Below are 17,582 nucleotides of genomic sequence, written 5' to 3'. Positions count from 1 at the left end.
TGCGCTGCCCCTTGTAGGGGAAGGAAAACCCCTATCACGCGCGGAGACTCTCATGGCGTCCTATCAATATGTCTATCACATGGATGGTGTGTCCAAGACCTATCCCGGCGGCAAGAAATGCTTTGAAAACATCCGCCTGAATTTTCTGCCCGGTGTGAAGATCGGGGTTGTGGGCGTGAATGGCGCGGGCAAATCCACGCTCTTGCGCATCATGGCGGGCATGGACAAGGATTTCACCGGCGAGGCCTGGGCCGCGAAAGGTGCGCGCGTGGGCTATCTGCCGCAGGAGCCGCAACTGGACGAGTCGCTCGATGTGCGGGGCAATGTCATGCAGGGCGTCGCGGAAAAACAAGGCAAGCTGGATCGCTATAACGAGCTCGCCATGAGCTACTCGGACGAGACCGCCGATGAGATGGCCGCTCTGCAAGACCAGATCGACGCCGAGAATCTGTGGGATCTGGACAGCCAGATCGATGTCGCGATGGAAGCGTTGCGCTGCCCGCCCGATGATGCCTCGGTCGCCAATCTGTCGGGCGGCGAAAAGCGCCGGGTGGCGCTGTGCAAGCTGCTCCTGGAAGCGCCCGACATGCTGCTCCTGGACGAGCCGACCAACCATCTGGACGCCGAAACCATCGCCTGGCTGCAAAAGCACCTGATCGAGTACAAGGGCACGATCCTGATCGTCACCCATGACCGCTATTTTCTGGATGACATCACCGGCTGGATTCTGGAACTCGACCGCGGCCGGGGCATTCCCTATGAGGGCAATTATTCCGCATGGCTGGAGCAGAAGGCCAAACGTCTGGCGCAGGAAGCGCGCGAGGACAAGGCACGGCAGAAATCGCTGGAACGCGAACTTGAGTGGATTCGCGCGGGCGCGAAGGCCCGTCAGACCAAATCGAAAGCCCGGATTCAGGCCTATGAGGAAAAGGCCAGCCAGTCCGAGCGCGAGAAGGTTGGCCGCGCACAGATCATCATCCCCAATGGCCCGCGTCTGGGCGGCAAGGTCATTGAAATCAACGGGCTGAAAAAGGGCTATGGCGACCGGCTCCTGATCGAGGATCTGAGCTTTGCCCTGCCGCCGGGTGGCATTGTCGGCGTGATCGGCCCCAATGGGGCGGGGAAATCGACGCTGTTTCGCATGCTGACCGGGCAGGAAACGCCCGATGCGGGGACGGTGGAATTCGGCGACACGGTGAAACTGGCCTATGTCGACCAGTCGCGCGATGCGCTGGACGCGAACAAGACCGTGTGGGAGGAAATCTCGGACGGGCTGGATGTGATCATGCTGGGCGATGCCGAGGTCAATTCCCGCGCCTATGTGGGGGCGTTCAACTTCAAGGGCGGCGATCAGCAGAAGAAGGTCGGCTTGCTCTCCGGGGGCGAGCGCAACCGGGTGCATATGGCGAAGCTGTTGCGCGCGGGCGGGAATGTGCTTTTGCTCGACGAGCCGACCAACGATCTGGATGTGGAAACCTTGCAGGCTCTGGAAGCGGCGCTGGAAGATTTCGCGGGCTGCGCGGTGATCATCTCGCACGACCGCTTCTTCCTTGACCGGCTGTGCACGCATATTCTGGCCTTTGAGGGCGAGGCGCATGTGGAATGGTTCGAGGGCAATTTCGAGGCCTATGAAGAGGACAAGAAACGCCGTCTGGGGCCGGATGCGCTGGAGCCGAAGCGGGTGAAGTATAAGAAGTTTGCGAGGTGAGGTGTTCACTGTTTTGATTGACGAGTCTGGCAACACGGGTCTCAAAAATGTGTTGCCAGACCCCTCTGTTGGCCCGACACAATATTTTTGTATGGCGGCCGTTATGTTTCGGGAGAGAAACAGAGAGGCAATCGAAAGAGAAATTTCCTCCCTTCCATTTCTCGGCTCAGGAAAACACTCAAAAAAGTTGAGCCATTTTGAGAAAGCTTATTTATCAAGGCGCATCTCAAGTTTACCGGTTGGTATCATTGGAGTGATCTCAAACAAACTCTCTCTACTAGATTATCTCCAGCAGGCGAACTCCACAAATACTCATTATTACAACAAGGTCACACAGTATCTTTTAGAGAGATTAGGGCGAATTATTGCCACTCTGGGAATCGATAAAGACAGTGTAAGTATAAAAATTGAAGCGAGGGATCAGCAGTACAGCTCACTTATTTCTTTCGTAAAGAAAATACAAAACAACCCGCTTGATCATCGAGCAAGCGATTTAAGGCACATCAATCCATTTACGTTGTCAGCGGTCAAGAAAACCGATGATAAGTGCTTTATTCTTGCAGATTGTGCATCAAACGCCTTGTTTTCTGTTGTTCTTCGCGATGAGCGACGTTTTTGTCTTCCTGAGTTTAGATATCTTCAAGAACTATCTCCTACCTTCTTCGCAAGCAAGAATGGGCTAATCTTACCTGCTGGCATCAAACCAATTCACTCAGTAGAGGATTTAGGCGTGCCTGCCGAAGTTCAGGATTTCTTAATCAGTCTCAGGAACAATCGCCCAAAATATCAAATGCTCTGAAAGAGGCGCTTGGCCTTGACCGTCCGCACATTTGTACATACATTATGATCACCTTCGACTGGGACCACGGCAACAGCGCCAAATGTGAAAAGCACGGTCTGACCCGCGCCCAGATCGAGGCCATGTTCCGCGCGGGGCTTCACGTCGCCCCTGACCCGGAACATTCCACCATCGCTGAACAGCGCTTCATCGCTGTCGGCCTGACACCCGAAGGCCGCGCCGCCTTCATCGCCTTTTGCTGGCGGGATGGCAGAATCCGCCCCATCAGCGCCCGCTACATGCACGCAAGAGAGGTCGCCCGCTATGCGAGATCCTTCCCCGAAATCCGTCCCCGTCCTGACCACTGACGCGGAGGCCGAGGACTTCCTCGATCAAGACCTCTCAACCCTCGATTTCAGCCAGTTCAAACCCATGCGCTTTGAAACCCTGCCGAAATCGGCGCGGATCACCATGCGCTTGCCGGAACCCCTGATCGCGGCCCTGAAAGCGCAAGCCAAAGCGCGCGGAATCCCCTATCAACGTCTGATCCGCGAAGCGCTGGAACGCGCCCTCGACGACAAACCCTAACGCAGCCCCAGATCCGCCAGCGCCGCGTCCAGTTCCGGCGGCAGGGCGTCATCGCCCGCCCGCGCTTTCGGCAGATCGGGCGGCGCATCCGCCGCCGCCAGATAGCGCCAGCCTTGAAACGGGCGTTTGGGGGCGGCGGCGGTGCGGATGATCTCTGGTTCCAGCACGATCCCGCAGCGCGTGATCCCGTCGGCGCGGATCACCTCATCCAGCCGCAAAATCCGCTGCCGCGCCAGCACCACCCCTTTGAACACCCAATAGAGCGAGCCGCCCTTCAGCAATTCTTCAGCCCGTTTGGGCCACATGCGGGTCACATGGCGCGGCAGCCCGTCCGGCCCCAGCGCACGCGGGTCGCGCTGCCACTGGATCAGATCCTCGACCTGTTCCGCGCCGACGCAAAGTTTGATCAGATGAAGGGTGCTCATGTCCCCCATTTAGCGCGCGGACTGGCGCTGCACCAGACGGTGCAGCCATATGAGCAGGCCAAGCCCTGCAAAAGTGATCGCAAGGGTCAGCACCAGCGTCGCATCCATGCCGAGCCGGGTCAGCCCCAGCCCGAAGATGAAGGGGGCCGCCGCCGCGAAGACCGAACGCATCGCGGCCAGATGCCCCAGCTTGCGCCCGATCCCGCTGGGGCCAAACAGCGCCAGCGGCACCGCCCCGCGCACGATGCTGGTCAGCCCCTGCCCCGCGCCAAACAGGATCGCGAAACCCAGTGCCAGCCCCAGCCCGTCACTGGCTAAGATCAGCGCGAGGATCGCGGCCATCAGTGCCATGCAGGAGACCAGCGCCACGGTCAGCGGATGGGTGCGCCGCCAGAGCGTCGCGTCGACCACGCGAATGGCCACCTGCGTCGGCCCCATCGCCATGCTGACCAGATAGGCTTGAGAGCCAAGACCCAGCGCCAGCAGCAAGGGCACCAGATGCACACCCAAAGCCGCGATCACGACCGCGATCAGCGCGAATCCGATGGCCAGAAGCCAGAAGCCCTGCCGCGCCGCCGGGCCGGTCAGGATCGGCCAGTCAGGGGCGATGACCGGGGCGGGCTTGTCCTCGACCCTGCCGCCCGCCTGACGGGCAATCCGCGCCAGCCACAGATGCAGCGGCAATGCCGCCAGCAGATTCAGCGCGGCAAAGATCAGATAGGTCGCGCGCCAGCCAATCGCCTCGTTCAGATATCCGGTCAGCGGCCAGAAGATGGTCGAGGCAAAGCCCGCAATCAGCGTGAGCCGGGTGATCGCCTTGCGGGTGCCGGTGGGCACCCCCAGCGCAAGGGCTGCGAAGGCCGCGTCATATAGGACCAGAAAGCTGATCGCTTCGAGCAGGATCACGCAGCCCATGTAGATGATGGCATTCGGCGCCAGACCCAGCATCGCCAGCAGCAGCGCCACGAGGATCGAGCCGATACTCATCACCCGTGGCGCGCCGAAGCGGTCCAGCCAAGGCCCTGCAAGGGTCGCCACCCCGGCACTGAGCAGCAAGCCGATTGAAAACGCCCCGTAAAGCCAGGTCTCGGGGATGCCGAATTCCGCTGCGACCGAGGGCACAAGCACCGGGAAGGCGTAATAGACCGCGCCATAGCCCAGGATCTGGGTCACCCCCAAGGCCCCGACGAAACGCGCCCAGCCCTGTGAAATCCCGTTCATGCCGCGCCCTGCCCTGCCTCTGCGGGCGCGACTATACGCCTGCTGCGCGCCATGCCAAGGGTAGTGCGGCAAATCCGGTAATGCGATTGACGCGCCCGCCCGCGACGCCTATCTTGTATCCTCTCCTGCATACCCCCCAAAGGATACGCGCCATGAGCCGCTTTGCCGCCCCTATTGCCGAACAGATCTGGGATATGAAATACCGTCTGAAAGCGGCAGATGGCACAGCGCTCGACCACAGTATCGAGGATACATGGCGCCGCATCGCCCGGGCGCTGGCCGCGGTCGAGGCCGATCCCGCGCTTTGGGAGGACCGTTTCTACGCGGCGCTTGAGGATTTCAAATTCCTGCCTGCGGGGCGCATCACCGCAGGCGCCGGCACCAGGCGTTCGGTGACGCTGTTCAACTGTTTCGTCATGGGCACGATCCCCGATTCGATGGGCGGGATTTTCGAGATGCTGAAGGAAGCGGCGCTGACCATGCAGCAGGGTGGCGGGATCGGTTATGATTTCTCGACCATCCGCCCCAGAGGGGCTGCGGTGCACGGGGTGGCGGCGGATGCCTCTGGCCCCCTGTCCTTCATGGATGTCTGGGACGCGATGTGCCGCACGATCATGTCGGCGGGGTCGCGGCGCGGCGCGATGATGGCCACGATGCGCTGCGATCATCCCGATATCGAAGCTTTCATCGCCGCCAAGCAGGATGCGGCGCGGCTGCGCATGTTCAACCTCTCGGTGCTGGTGACGGATCCGTTCATGGAGGCGGTCAAGGCTGACGGGCCCTGGGATCTGGTTTTCGAGGGCCGGGTCTATCAGACCGTGCAGGCGCGCGATCTGTGGAACCGGATCATGCGCGCGACCTATGATTACGCCGAACCCGGTGTGATCTTCATCGACCGGATCAACAAGGCCAATAACCTGAACTATTGCGAGACGATTGCGGCGACCAATCCTTGCGGCGAACAGCCCCTGCCCCCCTATGGCGCCTGCCTGCTGGGCTCGGTCAACCTCGCGCGGCTGGTGGTCGATCCGTTCACCGATGGGGCGAGGCTGGACGCTCAGGCGCTCGATGATCTGGTGCGCGTCGCGGTGCGGATGATGGATAATGTCGTCGATGCCTCGCGCTTCCCGCTGCAGGCGCAGGCGCAGGAGGCGCAGGCCAAACGTCGCATCGGGCTGGGGGTGACGGGGCTTGCCGATGCGCTCTTGATGGTTGGTCTGCGCTATGGCTCGGATGAGGCGGTCGCGCAGCTTGACGCATGGATGGGCGCGCTTGCGCGGGCGGCCTATCTGGCCTCGGTCGATCTGGCGCGCGAGAAAGGCGCCTTCCCGCTCTTCGAGGCAGAGGGGTATCTCGCCTCCGCCAATATGCAGAACATGGATGAGGATCTGCGCGAAGCGATCCGCACCCATGGCATCCGCAACGCGCTGCTGACCTCGATCGCGCCCACTGGCACGATCAGCCTCTATGCGGGCAATGTCAGTTCCGGGATCGAGCCGGTCTTTGCCTATGAATATACGCGCAAAGTGCTGCAAAAGGACGGATCGCGCACCGAGGAAAAGGTCGAGGATTATGCGGTGCGGCTCTGGCGCGAGACGCATGGCGACGCCCCCCTGCCCGCCTATTTCGTCAATGCCCAGACGCTGGCGCCGATGGATCACGTGAAGATGCAGGCCGCCGCGCAGAAATGGGTGGACAGTTCCATTTCCAAGACGATCAACTGCCCGGAAGATATCAGCTTCGACGATTTCAAGGATGTCTATATGGCGGCCTGGGATATGGGCTGCAAGGGCTGCACCACCTACCGCCCGAATGAGGTGACCGGCTCGGTCCTGTCGGTCTCGGAAAAGACCGAGGCCGCGCCCGAGGCCGACAAGGGCGCGGATGTGGTCTATCTGTCCACCCCCTTCGACCGGCCCGCCGCGCTGGAAGGCCATACCTACAAGCTGAAATGGCCCGGATCGGAACATGCGATCTATGTCACGATCAATGACACGGTGATCAACGGCCATCGGCGGCCTTTTGAAATCTTCATCAACTCGAAGAATATGGAGCATTTCGCCTGGACCGTGGCGCTGACGCGGATGATCTCGGCGGTGTTCCGGCGCGGGGGTGATGTGTCCTTCGTGGTCGAGGAGTTGAAAGCCGTCTTCGACCCGCGCGGCGGGGCCTGGGTGGAAGGGCGCTATATTCCCTCGATCCTCGCGGCCATCGGCGGGGTGATCGAGCAGCATCTGATCCGCATCGGTTTTATCGAGGGCGAAGGGCTGGGGCTGAAAACCGATCCGGAAGCCGAGCGCATGGCCGTGGGCGAGGCCCCCCGCGGCAAATCCTGCCCGGCCTGCGGGGCCTATGAGATGGTGATGATCGAGGGCTGCATGACCTGCCGTGCCTGCGGCCATTCGAAATGCAGTTGAGCGGTGAAGCCCCGGAACTGTAATGGCGGATCCATCTCTGCCAAAAAGCGCATTTTGGCGTGCCACTTTCGGGGTATTTATTGCCACTACCAGGTAAGTTGTTGATTTTGCTTGTGCGTGCATCAGTGCCTTGATTTACTGCGCGAAGCAGCTCGCGATCGCAATACAATCGACAAGCTGGTCGGACACTAGCCATATCCGCAACGTGGGCAGATCGAACCAAGGGGGAGCTGGCGGCAGCGGACATTCAGATCGCGTCAAATACACGGGGTTCGTTGCACAGCCGCCTGGCCGCCGAAGCGCGACGACGCGCTCAACGAGGCCCTCGATACCTTCGTTTATTCGCTCGGCACCAACCCCAGATAGGCTATCTACTTCACCGGTGTCTCGAACCGCCGCACATCGCCGATCTCAACCATAAACTGACGGTGGCCCGATGCCGTCATCTGCGCGCGCGCCACATTGCAAAACGATCCTGCAAAGCGTAGCCTTGGATGATTGCAGGCATGAACCACGCAGTGCCCCGATACAGCGGCACGGCGGCGGGCGGGCGAAAATCGAACGCGGTGCGGGCCTCGGCCTCGTGGCCCATCAGCTTGTGCGCTGCGCGGCTGCCAAGCCAGGGCGCCCAGACAACACCGGACCCGCAGAACCCACTGGCATAAAGGATGCCGTCGCGTTCGAAGATGCGCGGCAGCATGTCACGGTTCATGGCGACATTGCCAAACCAGCTGTGTGACAGGCGCACATTTTCCAACTCGGGAAACAGTTGCATCAGGCCGTTGCGCAAGCGCTGGGTCGGGGCCACCGGATCGCCCACGCGCGAGCTGTCGCGCCCGCCTAGCAGAATGCGTGTGCCATCGGGCGATGGCCGGTAGTAAAAACCCAATTGACGGTTTTCGCGCATCATCATACGACGCGGCATCAGCCGCGCCATCAAGTCAGGCGGCAGCACTTCGGTTGCGATGATCCGGCTACGGACTGGGACCAGACGCCGCTGCAGATAAGGTGCTGCGCCATCAGTATAGCCGTTGGTACAGACCAGCACCTGCCGCGCAAGGACGATTCCGGCCCCCGTTGCAACGCTGAAATCCGGCCCCGCCCGATCTACGGCGGTTACAGGCGTCTGCGCATGGACCACCACCCCCGCGTTCAGTGCCACGCGAAGCAGTTCAGCGTGGAATTTGGCGGGATGCAATCCCCCGATATCCATCCGCACCGTCCCGCCGCGATAAAACCCGGTGCCGATGTAGCTTTGCTGTTCGGTATGCGGCACGGCATAGGACTCGATGCCCAGACGCTTCGCCAACATGTCGGCGCTGCGTGCCATGGTCTCGTATTGGTCATAGCCCAAAGCGCCCTTGAACTCACCAGTCAGCCGGAAATCGCAGTCCAGCCCCTCCGTGCGGATAAAGTCGTAAAGATACTCCCGGGCGGTCTTGCCCTCGGCCTCGATGGCCAGCGCAGTCGCCTCGCCAAAGCGACGGGCGATCGCGGCAGGTCCCGGCCGGATGCTACCACTGGTGATCCCGCCGTTGCGCGAAGATGCGCCCTCGCCCGGATTCATCGCATCAAACACCGCGACCGCACGCCCGGCACGCGCCAGGGTCAACCCAGCAGTCAGCCCTGCATAGCCCGCGCCGACAATCGCCACATCGACCCGCTTGGCAAGCTGCTGGGATGCCACCGGTCGGACCGGGGCGGCTTCCCACCAATAGGGTGTGGAATATTCGGCCAGTTTGGCTTGTTCGTGCATCGGTTTTCTCCTCATACAGTGTCATTGCGCACGTCGAGCGCGTTGCGCAGGCCGTCGCCGATGAAGTCGGAGCTCGCCACGGTGATGGTGATCGCGATACCCGGGATGATCGCCGACCAAGACACGCTTGCCAGATGTTGCTGCGCTCCGTTCAGCATGTTGCCCCTGCTTGGCAGCGGCGGCTGGGCTCATTGCCAGGAAAGCTGATATAGGCCTCCGGCAGGATGGAACGGGCCACTGTCAGGGTAGCCGCGGCGATGACCGGCCCAATGGCATTGGGGAAAATTTCACTGAAATATGATAGGTGAAGGTGTTTCTGACCTTTTGCCGCCATCTGTTCGTGTATCACTGCCACGTCGGTTGATCTCCCCTGAGCGTCGGTTCGGAGAACCCGCGCCAAGCCATCCGTCAACAATTCTGACACGGAACAGACAGAGAATTGGCCGAATGCCGCCGATCTTACAGCAGGATCAACCGATGTTCCGAACATGACAGAATTTAGTTATGCATTCGTCTTGGCGTCCTTCCAAGGTTTACAACAATGACCAGCCGAACATGAGAATCGACGGCTTCACCCCCGCCCAGAAACTGAAAATGGCCGCGTGAGTTCTACGGCTGCACCCGGTCAAAAAGGGGGGATTCGCATAATGATTGGTGGTGTCGAGCCTCAAGTGACCAAGCCAGCCGCGGATACGGGCGTCAGCCACAGAAGCGACTACACCGGAGCGGCCGCCCTGCAGGACGGTTTGCCAAAAGCAGAGTGGCTGCCGGCGGACCGGGGCTATGACGCCGACTGGTCCAGAGATGCGTTGAAAGACAAGAGGATAAATCCCCGCTTGCCGGGCCGCAAGTCACGCGAAAAGCCCGTCAGGCGCGACAAGCGCCGCTAGAAGAGCCGCAACCGGATCGAGATCATGTTCGGCCGTCTCAAGGATTGGAGGAGAGGTGCCACCCGTGACGACAGATGCCCAAAGGTCTTCCCTTCCTCAGTCGCCCTCACCACAACCGTCATGTTCTGGCGATGAAACGAGAACGACTCCTGCTAGAAGATGCGACTGCCAACCACGGCCTCACCGGCCGGGGTCAGGATCATTACATTTCCCTCATCGTTATTTGCACCTAGGATGAGCACCTCCGACTGGAACCCGGCAATATTGCGCGGCGCCAGGTTCACCACGCAGACAACCTGCTGGCCGATTAAGCTCGCGGCGGGGTAACTGGTGATCTGAGCGCTGGACCAGCGGGTACCCAAATCACCAAGATCTACCTCGACCTTGTAGGATGGGACGCGGGCGCGGGCGAAAGGCGCGACCGAAATCACTTGGCCAATCCGCATGTCTACCTTGGCAAATTCGTCGTAGATGATCTGTTCCTGAGACATGGCTCTGCTCCTGTCTTGCGTTGCTTTGCAATACTAGTTGGCGAAGATTGGAAGCTTTCACCAAATCGGCAGGCATTTCAGGCGCGCCGCGGGCATTGGCACAGGTCTTCAGCACTTTCTGCCGCAAGGGAGAAGGTTTTCTTCGACCCTGACAGGAGAAGATATCAAAGTAGCAGCCAGACAAAGTCCCCCCTCCAGATCGACATAGCTGAACAGTGATCCACTCGCCTCGTCTGTCCTGCGTATCTAAATCCCCGCCGCTGCAGTGCGCAGGGTGAACCATGTTCTCAAACCACTCTCGAGGCTGGACGATTTCAGCGCCCTGCACTCATGATCTCGGTCAACCCCTTGTGGCATGGTAAATGTCCGGCGTGGCCGGACGTGGCGTGGTGTAGACGCGCAGGGTAGGAGACGGAACTTAGACGACGGTTGAACAAGCTCTCATACGCGGGTTGGATACCGCATGACCGTGTTTTCGTCCCGGAGCTGCCTTGTTCTAAGGATCGGGCGCTGACTACGTCTGCCCATAACAGGGCACGAGGGTTCTCCAGACCGCGCGCTGCAAAAAAAACCGACGGAAGTTTATTGAGATCTATGCGCGCGCATAGCGATGCTGGGTGGTGTTTTGTAGGTATGTTGGGAGGGTAAACAAGATTGAGGCTGCTGCTGTGGGCAGAATCGAGTTCATGGCCACCTCCTTCGGGGAAAAGCCGTCGCGCCCAAAAGAGGCGCAACGGCAGGGTGCAGATCAAAATGTTTCGTAGAAGCCGAAGGTCTGCTGCTCTAGTTCGCGCACCGCGCGGAAAGCTTCGTTGATCGCAGTGGCCGCCGTGCTGACCCCGCCAGCGTCGGCATTGGCGATGGTGATCCGCCCGAACGGGACCCGCGCGGCAAGCGTAGGGGAAGGCTCATGCTCTGCACCGGGCTCAAACAGGGTGTTGCGTCCGACCGTAAAGCCATGCGCCCAACGATTAACCGTAATGCCCAGAATGTCGCGAGCCGGATCGAAATCCGTCCCTGACAGGGCATCCGAAGCCTGTTGGCGGATGCGGCGTTCGAAATCTTCAAAAGGCGTCTCCAAAAGGGCGTAGCGGATCATCCGAAACTGGTCGTCCATCGGCGTGCCGAATTCCGGTGCATATTCGCCCATGAGTTGTTCGACCATGTCACGGCTGTTGGCGATGCCCGAACTGCTGCCGCCGCTGAAACTGACGACGATCGGCTCGTCCGGTGATTCAGAGGGGACATAATTGCCGAAATACCGCTGCTCTAACAAACTCATCCGGGCATAGAACATCTTAGGGAAGGTGAAACTGCTGACGCCAGCCTGTTCAAAGGCGCGCCAGTTGCGGAACATGACGTTGGTCACCAGGTTCGGCGAACGGACAGCATCGAACAAAGCGTCTTTCTGCTCCTGCGGCAGTTCTGGTAGCAGATACGGGATGATATTGTTCATGCAGGCAAGCACGACATTCTTGCCACGCACCGTCTGTAGGCGATTGTCTCGGATATAGGTGATCTCGGTTTCGCTGTTGTCAGGCTCGAATAGTGGGCGGGCTTTGGTTGTTGCAACCGGCTTCACCCGCACCACTGTGCTGTTTAAGCGGTAGCGTCCGCTGCTCGCCTCCACATCCATCTTGGAATAGTCGATGCGAGTCATCTGGATCTCGGGAACGCCGCCGGCTGACAGTGCATCGGGAACCAGATCACGCAGCAACAAACGGGCCAGATCGCTGTTGCCTGCCAACATGCTGAAATTGTCCGAGGTGATTTCCTCTTTCTCAGGCGAACCCCATGGACGCGTGAGCCCCAACCCTTCAAACCCTGGTTTGTTGCGGAAGAAGGCAAACCATGCGCTGCCCATGTCCTGACCCAGACACCAGATACCGCCGACCAGTCGCGCCGCCTCGGGGTCGATTTTGGCCACGTTCAACAGATAATCCCGATAGCTCATGGCGCGCAGTCGGGCTATTTTTTCTTGGGTGGGAACACCGGGCATGAAGTCGACAGCGCCGGTGATCAGACGCACTAGATCTTCTTGCACTCGAGGCGAAAGCGGAGTTTGCTTCAGGAATGCCGCATCGCCATCTTGCGGGGTGCCGCCTTTGACAAGCAGATCTTGGCCGAAATGCTCGCGCGAGAAGAAAGTGGCCGTTCCCATATTGCGCGAGCGGATGGCATCGTTGCCGCGCCCATTGGGGTCGGTTTCCATTGCGCCGAGTTCCTGCAGTAGATTGCGTGCATCCTGCGTCCAGTAGGAAGGAGCAACCATATATGATGAGCCGCCATTGATCATGAGGGTCTTCCCATCGTGGTGGAACTCATTGCGACGGGCGTGACCACCAAAATCGTCATGGTTGTCGAGGATGAGGATGCGGGCATCCGCGCCAAAGCGTTTCTTAAAGAAATAGGCTGCGGCAAGACCGCTTAGCCCACCGCCGACCACCACTAGGTCATAGGTTTCGCCGGTGGATTCGGGCGCACCAAAATCATGCCCATCGCGCAGTGCATGTGCATTTTCGAACGCGCCGGGATGCTGGCCACGCAGGCCATTGCGCAGCGGCGGATAGTTATCTGCCGAAGGGACCTCTCCATTGGGGACAGGTGCGGACACTTGTGCCGAGCCTTGCGAAGCAAGGGCGAGCCCTGCTCCGACCATCGCAACACCTTGCAACAGATCGCGGCGTGTTATGCTTGAGCCCATACCCAAGTCTTTGTCTTCTCGTCTCATTCTGAATCCTCTTTCGGCTTCGTCTTTTGAATAATAGTGGCTAGTGGTCCAACCCCTGACCCGGCTGTTCGCCGACAGGGGCTGATCAGGTGCAAGGGCAAATCATTGATACGTGCTGCCCGGCGCCTAATCCTCAATACCCCTTCTCCTGACTGACCAGCCCCGGCACAGCAGAGTCCGCCGGCAACGCGCGGACAACCGGCAACGCGTGCCGGGTGCCCTCGACCGGGCTGGTTTGCGCCGCAACATGCGGCGTGACTATGACCCGAGGATCACGCCACAGAAGAGGCAAGGCGAGCGGGACAGGCCGCCAACTTGACTTTGGTCAGTCCGCCGAGGGCCTGAAGTTGCGCGAGAGTATCGATATCGATGCGGTCGAGTATCGGGCTTCCAAGCAAGCCGATTCCTCCTCTCGCGCATCCTTTGGTCAGCCGCGCAGTTCTTCCTGATGCGCTTTCACCAAGTCTGCCATCGAGTTGAAGCGGAACTTGTAGCTCGGCATTTCGCCGGGGTTCATCGTGGCGCCAAAGCCCTTCTGATCGTGCCGACGATAGATCCAGCAGTTGGTCAGACCATATTTGTTCGCCGGCGCATGATCATGGAACATGCTTTCAGCAGTGTGAAGAATATCAGATTTCTCAAGCCCAAGTGTCTTCATCTTCTCAAGCATGTAGTCGAAGTTGCGATCAGCAGGCTTATAGCTGCCGACGTCCTCCGCAGTGTAACGTCCGTCGAATTCGACGCCGAGTTTTTCGTTGGAGGCTTTGAAGCTGTCGTTGTCGGTGTTCGTCAGAACGATCAGCTTGTAATGCTTCTTGAGATGCTGAAGCGCGCCTTCGCTATCGGGGAATGCAGGCCAGTCCTTGACCGAGTTTCCATAGGCGATGCACTCTTCGCGAGAGTAGACCACACCCCACTCCTCGGCCAAGCGCTTGTAAACGATCTCAAGGATTTCGCTGTACTTTTTGGCCGGGGTATAGGCTTGCTGGCTCGACTCGTGGCGGGCATGCGCCTCCAGAATCTCGTCGCGAGAGAGGACCCGGTCGACCTTAGCGACAAGGTCTGCAAGACCATTCACCATACCGGTTTCCCAGTCAATCAGTGTGCCGTAGACGTCAAACGTCAGGGCTTTGAAATCAGTCAGTTTCATCTCAGTCTTCCTTAGTTGTCAGAGAGTTGTTGAAGGGTTTCGTCAACCCGATCGACAAGAATGTCGATTTCGGCTTCCGTGATGCAGATGGGGGGCGCGAAGCCCAAAGTGCCATCATTGAATGCCCGGAAAATCACGCCATTACGGTAGCCCGCTTCGGCAAGCTTTGCGCCGATTTGTTTCTCGGGTGCGAATTTTGCTTTGGTCTTTTTGTCACTGACAAGCTCGATCGCGGCGAGCAGCCCTTTGCCGCGAACGTCCCCAACCAACGGGTGATCCCGGAACATGCGAAGGCGTTCCTCGAAGTAGGCACCGACTTTGATGGAGTTCTCGATCATGCCGCCGCGATAGAGTTTGAGGACCTCCAGCCCGACGGTAGCGCTTACAGGATGCCCCGAGTAGGTCAGCCCGTGACCCAGAGCCACGCCTTCCGGCACAGCATCTGCCAACACCTCGTATACCTGGCGGGACATTATCGCCGCGCCCATCGGGGCGTAGCCGGAGGTAAGCCCCTTGGCAACAGTCATGAAGTCGGGGGTCAGCCCCTCGTGTTCGCACGCGAACATTGGGCCGGTACGTCCGAAGCCGGTGATCACCTCGTCGACAATGAAGAGTATCCCAAGTTCGCGGCAGGCAAGCTCCATGGCTTTGGCAAAGCCTTTCGGCGGCACTATCACTCCACCCGACCCCTGGATCGGCTCCATGATGAATGCAGCAACCTTTTCGGCGCCCAGCTCAGCCACCTTGTCGCGCAGCGACTGGACGCAGGCCGCGATGATCGGTTCGCCGTCCGGCCCAGCGGGATGGCGATAGGGATTAGGCGACGGAATATGGTGCTGCCAGGGACCGGGCACATCGAACTTGTCATGGAACATGGGCAGCGCCGTGAGGCCGGAGCCGGTCGAGGAAGAGCCGTGATATCCGGATTCGAGCGCGATAAAGTGCTTCTTCTCCGTTTTTCCTTGGGCGTTCCAGAAGTACCGAACGAGGCGGATGACGGTGTCCACCGCGTCCGAGCCACCCAAGGTGAAGAACACGTGGTCCAGTCCCTCGGGCGTCAACTCGGCCAGCTCCGCCGCGAGACGGATCGCCGGTTCACTGCCGAAAGAGAAATAGCCCGTGGCGTAGGGCAGACGCTCCATCTGCTCCGCTGCGGCGGCCACGATAGATTTATGGCCATAGCCAGCGTTCACGCACCAAAGGCCCGCGAACCCATCCAGAAGGACATTGCCCTTCACATCGGTAAGATAGACACCCTGTCCAGACTGCAGCACGGTGACCCCGCGCTTCTCGTGGCCGCGAAGCGACACAACTGGGTGGACAAGATGTGCCCTGTCGAGGGCGTCGAGAGAATTCGAAAGCACTGGTTAACCTCCTGCTGCATTCCCGCTTTCATTTTGCGCTTTGTTTCGCGCCGTAATCGACATTCGATCGGCTGAAATTGCTTCCGTCAGCACAAGATGTCGGAGCACTCAGCCGCCGCGAAAATGTGTTTCCAACTCGCGAATCCATGCATCGAGCTCCTTGTCGAAATACGCTGGGTCCTGTCGCCAGATCGCTTGGAAGGACATGCCTCGGATCAGCAGCATGGTTTGGTTCATCAGGTTACGCTTTTGCTCAGCCGGTATTGAAACTTCGGACAAACAACGGTCCCAAAGTCTGTTAAGCGTTTCGATGTATCTACTTGCGCCAGGGGTGACCGCACTCATGGTCTCATCGTCCACACGCGCCAAAGACAAATAGTCCAGGGTAACAGAAAAGAGCGCGCCTGCGTAACGCTCGCGAATGAACTTGACCAGAAGTGCTACCGAGGACCCGTCGCGAGAAAGATCCTCGGAGAATTCTTCAATCAGCTTAGCCTCTTCTTCCAACAACAGCGAAAAGGCCGCCTCAAGAAGAGCAGCGCGCGTCGGATAGTGGTGCAAAAGCGCGCCCCGACTCACCTTCGCTTCCCGAGCAATGTCATGTGTCGAAGTCCTTTGAAGGCCGTTCCGCGTAATGCAGGCGAGCGCCCCGCGCAGGATACGCTGTTGCGTATCTTGCGACCTTTCTTCTTGCGATCGACGGTGACGAGGGGACTGAACAGTCATTTCTATTCCTTCGGGGAGTTCACGGGGATGCGGTCAGAGCATTTGGTAGCCAAAGCACGATTTCTGGAAACAGTACGATAAAGGTGAGAGCGAGACACATCAGCAGGAAGAACGGTACCGAATAGAGCGCTACTTTTCCAATATTCCGGTCGCTGATTGACTGGATGACGAAGAGGTTGAACCCCACAGGTGGTGTCATCAGTCCAAGCTCGATCATGATGACAAGAAAAATGCCATACCAGAGCGGATCGAAGCCGGCCTGTACGATAATCGGCAGGGTGATCGGCAGGCTCATCACGATGATCGAGATCCCGTCAAGGAACAAGCCCAGCACAATGTAGAACAACGCAAGACAGAGGATTAGTGCGAGCGGTGACATGCCGAGGCCTTCGATGAACAGAGATATCTCGCGCGGAATACGCATGTAGCCGATCGCAGAAGATAGAAAGGCGGCGCACATCAGGATTGCGCAGACCATCGCCGAGGTCTTAAGCGCCCCCGAAAGAGAGCCCACAAAGATCGTCCAGCTGAGCTGGCGCGTTGTTGCGGCGAAAACAATGGCCACAAATACGCCGATCCCTGCTGCCTCTGAGGGTGTCGCCCATCCTGTGTAAATGGCGCCAAGTACGAGCACTACCATCGAAACGACCGGCGAAAGGTTCTTGATGATCTCGAGCGGCCGCGCGTCCTCGGCACTATGTTCCCCGGCCGGGGCGAGTGCAGGATTAATCATGCAGCGCCCAGCAATGTAAATCGAATAGAGCATGGCGATGAGCAGTCCAGGCAAAATTCCAGCGATGAACAGCTTGGCAATTGAGACTTCTGCGAGAACTCCGTAGATGATCAGCACGATTGACGGCGGGATCAAAAGGCCAAGGCTGCCTGCCCCTGCTAATGAGCCCAGAGCAAGGCTTTCCGAATAGCCGCGTTGCAGCAATTTCGTGGTTGTGATCTTACCGACGGTGGCTGTGGTCGCTGCGCTCGAACCCGAGACAGCGGCAAACATAGTCGAACCGGCGATATTCGTATGCAGAAGTCCGCCCGGGACGCGCCGAACAAGCGGCGCCAGGCCACGGAATAACCGGTCAGAAATATCGGTGCGGAACATTAACTCGCCCATCCAGATGAACATTGGTACGGCGGCAAGTTCCCATGAGCTTGCACTGCGCATGATGATGCGGCTTGCAATCGCGCCAATACGATCCAGCGAATACCCCATGAAAAGGCTCAGCGAGACGGCAGCGGCAAGTGCGAGGCTGAGAAACACCCAGAGCCCAGAGCCGAGGAAGACGATCAGGATCAAAAAGACCAATGCTGTAGTCAGTATCGGGTCCATA

General features: G+C 59.2%; 15 protein-coding genes and 1 pseudogene. 6 read left to right on the top strand and 10 right to left on the bottom strand.

Translation table 11 applies throughout. The annotated features are described in order from the left end of the window. Positions 1–52: 52 nt before the first annotated feature. From ettA to BG457_RS16060, 4 genes are read left to right on the top strand one after another with little or no spacing between them, the layout of a single operon-like run. A complete protein-coding gene (gene ettA / locus BG457_RS16075; protein WP_071798490.1) occupies positions 53–1,708 on the top strand; it encodes an energy-dependent translational throttle protein EttA in 1,656 nt (551 codons plus the stop codon). Position 1,709: 1 nt separating this feature from the next. Beyond that, on the top strand, positions 1,710–2,507 hold the full coding sequence (locus tag BG457_RS16070) for a DUF3800 domain-containing protein (protein ID WP_071798488.1): 798 nt from the start codon (positions 1,710–1,712) through the stop codon (positions 2,505–2,507). A gap of 44 nt (positions 2,508–2,551) precedes the next feature. Continuing rightward, entirely contained in the window at positions 2,552–2,854 is a 303-nt protein-coding gene (locus BG457_RS16065) for a BrnT family toxin (protein ID WP_071798486.1), read from the top strand. After that, entirely contained in the window at positions 2,811–3,074 is a 264-nt protein-coding gene (locus BG457_RS16060; protein ID WP_071798484.1) for a CopG family antitoxin, read from the top strand. Before BG457_RS16065 ends, BG457_RS16060 begins: the two co-directional genes overlap by 44 nt. Here the strand turns inward: BG457_RS16060 and BG457_RS16055 are convergent. Beyond that, complete coding sequence (locus BG457_RS16055) at positions 3,071–3,499, bottom strand: DUF1489 family protein (protein ID WP_139257808.1); 429 nt, start codon at positions 3,497–3,499, stop codon at positions 3,071–3,073. The genes BG457_RS16060 and BG457_RS16055 overlap by 4 nt on opposite strands. A gap of 9 nt (positions 3,500–3,508) precedes the next feature. Further along, complete coding sequence (locus BG457_RS16050; protein WP_071798481.1) at positions 3,509–4,720, bottom strand: MFS transporter; 1,212 nt, start codon at positions 4,718–4,720, stop codon at positions 3,509–3,511. A gap of 152 nt (positions 4,721–4,872) precedes the next feature. Between BG457_RS16050 and BG457_RS16045 the strand changes: the two genes are divergently transcribed. Continuing rightward, positions 4,873–7,137, top strand: a complete 2,265-nt coding sequence (locus BG457_RS16045) for an adenosylcobalamin-dependent ribonucleoside-diphosphate reductase (protein WP_071798479.1) — start codon at positions 4,873–4,875, stop codon at positions 7,135–7,137. 442 nt (positions 7,138–7,579) lie between these two features. Here BG457_RS16045 and BG457_RS16040 read toward each other — a convergent pair whose 3' ends face one another. Further along, on the bottom strand, positions 7,580–8,893 hold the full coding sequence (locus tag BG457_RS16040) for an NAD(P)/FAD-dependent oxidoreductase (RefSeq protein ID WP_071798477.1): 1,314 nt from the start codon (positions 8,891–8,893) through the stop codon (positions 7,580–7,582). 11 nt (positions 8,894–8,904) lie between these two features. After that, the gene (locus BG457_RS20445) at positions 8,905–9,051 is read right to left on the bottom strand and encodes a hypothetical protein (protein WP_217649534.1); all 147 of its coding nucleotides are present in this window, start codon (positions 9,049–9,051) and stop codon (positions 8,905–8,907) included. A gap of 552 nt (positions 9,052–9,603) precedes the next feature. On the opposite strand from BG457_RS20445, the pseudogene BG457_RS16030 reads away from it, so the two are divergent. Continuing rightward, positions 9,604–9,918, top strand: a pseudogene (locus tag BG457_RS16030) (transposase); the annotation flags it as partial. 17 nt (positions 9,919–9,935) lie between these two features. Here the strand turns inward: BG457_RS16030 and BG457_RS16025 are convergent. The 6 genes from BG457_RS16025 to BG457_RS16000 form a co-directional block, all read right to left on the bottom strand. After that, positions 9,936–10,274 carry a tRNA-binding protein gene (locus tag BG457_RS16025; RefSeq protein ID WP_071798475.1) on the bottom strand — a complete coding sequence of 113 codons (339 nt, stop codon included), beginning with the start codon at positions 10,272–10,274 and terminating at the stop codon, positions 9,936–9,938. Between the two features lie 748 nt (positions 10,275–11,022). Beyond that, positions 11,023–13,005: an NAD(P)/FAD-dependent oxidoreductase gene (locus BG457_RS16020; RefSeq protein ID WP_071798473.1), complete on the bottom strand. Its 1,983-nt coding sequence runs from the start codon at positions 13,003–13,005 to the stop codon at positions 11,023–11,025. A gap of 427 nt (positions 13,006–13,432) precedes the next feature. After that, complete coding sequence (locus BG457_RS16015; protein ID WP_071798471.1) at positions 13,433–14,155, bottom strand: haloacid dehalogenase type II; 723 nt, start codon at positions 14,153–14,155, stop codon at positions 13,433–13,435. Between the two features lie 11 nt (positions 14,156–14,166). After that, on the bottom strand, positions 14,167–15,519 hold the full coding sequence (locus BG457_RS16010) for an aminotransferase class III-fold pyridoxal phosphate-dependent enzyme (protein ID WP_071798469.1): 1,353 nt from the start codon (positions 15,517–15,519) through the stop codon (positions 14,167–14,169). Positions 15,520–15,627: 108 nt separating this feature from the next. Beyond that, entirely contained in the window at positions 15,628–16,245 is a 618-nt protein-coding gene (locus BG457_RS16005) for a TetR/AcrR family transcriptional regulator (RefSeq protein WP_071798467.1), read from the bottom strand. A gap of 19 nt (positions 16,246–16,264) precedes the next feature. Beyond that, positions 16,265–17,581, bottom strand: a complete 1,317-nt coding sequence (locus BG457_RS16000; RefSeq protein WP_071798465.1) for a TRAP transporter large permease — start codon at positions 17,579–17,581, stop codon at positions 16,265–16,267. Position 17,582: the final 1 nt, after the last annotated feature.

The organism is Natronohydrobacter thiooxidans (assembly GCF_001884735.1).
In the GTDB taxonomy this organism is placed as follows: domain Bacteria; phylum Pseudomonadota; class Alphaproteobacteria; order Rhodobacterales; family Rhodobacteraceae; genus Roseinatronobacter; species Roseinatronobacter thiooxidans_A.
This window is presented reverse-complemented; position numbering and strand designations above follow the sequence as displayed.

Excerpts from the sequence above, each read along its gene's own strand:
- BG457_RS16050 (WP_071798481.1), bottom strand. The coding sequence starts at position 4,720 with ATGAACGGGATTTCACAGGGCTGGGCGCGTTTCGTCGGGGCCTTGGGG.
- BG457_RS16055 (WP_139257808.1), bottom strand. The coding sequence starts at position 3,499 with ATGAGCACCCTTCATCTGATCAAACTTTGCGTCGGCGCGGAACAGGTC.
- BG457_RS16060 (WP_071798484.1), top strand. The coding sequence starts at position 2,811 with ATGCGAGATCCTTCCCCGAAATCCGTCCCCGTCCTGACCACTGACGCG.
- BG457_RS16065 (WP_071798486.1), top strand. The coding sequence starts at position 2,552 with ATGATCACCTTCGACTGGGACCACGGCAACAGCGCCAAATGTGAAAAG.
- BG457_RS16005 (WP_071798467.1), bottom strand. The coding sequence starts at position 16,245 with ATGACTGTTCAGTCCCCTCGTCACCGTCGATCGCAAGAAGAAAGGTCG.
- BG457_RS16025 (WP_071798475.1), bottom strand. The coding sequence starts at position 10,274 with ATGTCTCAGGAACAGATCATCTACGACGAATTTGCCAAGGTAGACATG.
- BG457_RS16015 (WP_071798471.1), bottom strand. The coding sequence starts at position 14,155 with ATGAAACTGACTGATTTCAAAGCCCTGACGTTTGACGTCTACGGCACA.
- BG457_RS16020 (WP_071798473.1), bottom strand. The coding sequence starts at position 13,005 with ATGAGACGAGAAGACAAAGACTTGGGTATGGGCTCAAGCATAACACGC.
- BG457_RS16000 (WP_071798465.1), bottom strand. The coding sequence starts at position 17,581 with ATGGACCCGATACTGACTACAGCATTGGTCTTTTTGATCCTGATCGTC.
- BG457_RS16045 (WP_071798479.1), top strand. The coding sequence starts at position 4,873 with ATGAGCCGCTTTGCCGCCCCTATTGCCGAACAGATCTGGGATATGAAA.
- BG457_RS16040 (WP_071798477.1), bottom strand. The coding sequence starts at position 8,893 with ATGCACGAACAAGCCAAACTGGCCGAATATTCCACACCCTATTGGTGG.
- BG457_RS20445 (WP_217649534.1), bottom strand. The coding sequence starts at position 9,051 with ATGCTGAACGGAGCGCAGCAACATCTGGCAAGCGTGTCTTGGTCGGCG.
- ettA (WP_071798490.1), top strand. The coding sequence starts at position 53 with ATGGCGTCCTATCAATATGTCTATCACATGGATGGTGTGTCCAAGACC.